Genomic DNA, 2534 nt, shown 5'->3' with positions numbered 1-2534 from the left:
GCAACCGGCGCCACAGGAGCAACCGGCGTAACCGGCGCGACGGGAGAAACAGGCGCGACAGGTGCCACAGGAACAGGAGCGACCGGTGCAACTGGAGAGACGGGAGCAACCGGTGTAACAGGAGCCACGGGAGAAACAGGCGCGACAGGTGCCACAGGTACAGGAGCCACCGGAGCAACTGGAGAGACGGGAGCAACCGGTGTAACAGGCGCCACGGGAGAAACAGGTGCGACGGGTGCCGCAGGTACGGGAGCCACCGGAGCAACTGGAGAGACGGGAGCAACCGGTGTAACAGGAGCCACGGGAGAAACAGGTGCGACGGGTGCCACAGGTACCGGCGCCACTGGTGCAACTGGAGTGACAGGCGCCACCGGCGTAACAGGAGCCACGGGAGAAACAGGCGCGACAGGCGCCACAGGTACAGGAGCCACGGGAGCCACCGGCGCCACCGGCGCCACAGGTGTCGGCTTAGCTGGGGTCGTACCATTTGATCCAGCAGTAGCGCCGACTTATCCAGTAGGTCAAGTGGTGACGTATGAAGGCGGAACATATCTCGTGAATACAGCACCACCAACTGGCACTCCAGATACGTCAACCGATTATACGTTATTAGCTGCCGCAGGCGCGACGGGAGAAACAGGCGCGACCGGCGCTACAGGTACAGGAGCCACCGGAGCAACTGGAGAAACGGGAGCAACCGGTGTAACAGGCGCCACGGGAGAAACGGGAGCAACCGGCGCCACAGGAACCGGCGTTACCGGAGCAACTGGAGAAACGGGTGCAACTGGAGAGACGGGAGCAACCGGTGTAACAGGAGCCACGGGAGAAACCGGAGCAACTGGCGCTACAGGCATCACAGGGGCGACCGGAGAAACCGGAGCAACAGGAGTAGGTTTAGCAGGGGTTGTAGCATTCGATCCAGCAGAAGCACCAACGTATCCAGTAGGTCAAGTGGTGACATATGAAGGTGGAACGTATCTCGTAAATACAGCACCACCAACTGGCACCCCAGATACGTCAACCGATTATACGTTATTAGCTGCCTCAGGTGCGACGGGGGTTACGGGAGCGACCGGTATCACAGGAGCAACCGGAGAAACAGGCGCAACAGGCATCACAGGAGCGACCGGAGAAACAGGTGCTACAGGTATCACTGGAGCGACTGGAGAAACAGGGGCAACTGGAGCCACAGGAGAAACAGGAGCCACAGGAGAAACAGGAGCCACAGGAGAAACAGGAGCAACTGGTGTAACAGGAGCCACGGGAGAAACAGGCGCGACGGGTGCAACTGGAGAGACGGGAGCCACGGGAGAAACAGGTGCTACAGGTATCACAGGAGCTACCGGAGAAACGGGAGCAACAGGAGTAGGTTTAGCAGGAGTTGTAGCATTCGATCCAGCAGAAGCACCAACGTATCCAGTAGGTCAAGTGGTGACATATGAAGGTGGAACGTATCTCGTAAATACAGCACCACCAACGGGCACTCCAGATACGTCAACCGATTATACGTTATTAGCTGCCGCAGGCGCGACGGGGGTTACTGGAGCAACCGGAGAAACAGGCGCAACAGGCATCACGGGAGCAACCGGAGAAACAGGCGCAACAGGCGCAACAGGCGTAACAGGCGCAACAGGAGCAACCGGAGAAACAGGCGCAACAGGTATCACAGGAGCAACCGGAGAAACAGGCGCAACAGGTATCACAGGAGCAACCGGAGAAACAGGCGCAACAGGCATCACGGGAGCGACCGGAGAAACAGGTGCTACAGGTATCACAGGAGCAACCGGAGTGACAGGTGCTACCGGTATCACAGGAGCGACCGGAGAAACGGGAGCAACCGGCGTTACAGGAGCGACCGGCGCTACAGGTGCAACCGGTGCAACAGGTACCGGGGCCACAGGTTTGCCAGGATCAAGTGCGATCATTCCATTTGCATCGGGCACACCGGCGGCATTGACAACAGTTGCAGGTGGTCTTGTTGGAACATCTAGTTTAATTGGATTTGGTAACTCTGCGACCGGGGTCAGCATTGTAGGCGGAGTGCTTGATTTAACAGGCGCAGCCGGCACACTGCTAAACATGGCATTTTCTGTACCGAGAACGGGAACCATCACTTCATTTGCTGGATATTTTAGTACGACAGCAGTGCTTTCTTTAGTCGGCACGAGTGTTACAGTGACAGCCAGGTTATTTGCGTCACCAACGCCAAATAACAGCTTTACCGAAATAGCAAGTGTGACATTGAATCCGGCATTAACAGGTGCTTTAGCGCTAGGTGCTATTTCAAATGGCATTGCAACCGGTCTGAATATTCCAGTCACACCAGAAACAAGATTGCTCGTTGTATTCTCAGCAACAGCTACTGGTGTTTCCTTAGTAAATACAGTAGCAGGCTATGCTAGTGCAGGTTTATCCATCACATAAAGCAATCACAGGGATGACTCGTTTAGAGTCATCCTCAGGCTGTCGAGAAAATCTTGACAGCCTTATTTTTTCCCTTAAAATTCCCATCTCCTCATTTTATAATAGAGAAA

At 55.8% G+C, this 2534-nt stretch carries 1 protein-coding gene; it reads left to right on the top strand.

The window, feature by feature from the left end:
* Window positions 1–2424 (top strand): exosporium glycoprotein BclB-related protein (locus tag AB1K80_RS17100; RefSeq protein WP_412858135.1); only part of this gene is annotated, 2424 nt, incomplete at its 5' end.
* Window positions 2425–2534 lie beyond the last annotated feature (110 nt).

Source organism: Bacillus sp. 179-C3.3 HS (assembly GCF_047229225.1).
Lineage (GTDB): Bacteria > Bacillota > Bacilli > Bacillales > Bacillaceae > Bacillus.
Note: the sequence above shows the minus strand (reverse complement) of the source record. Positions and strands in the feature narration are given on the sequence as shown.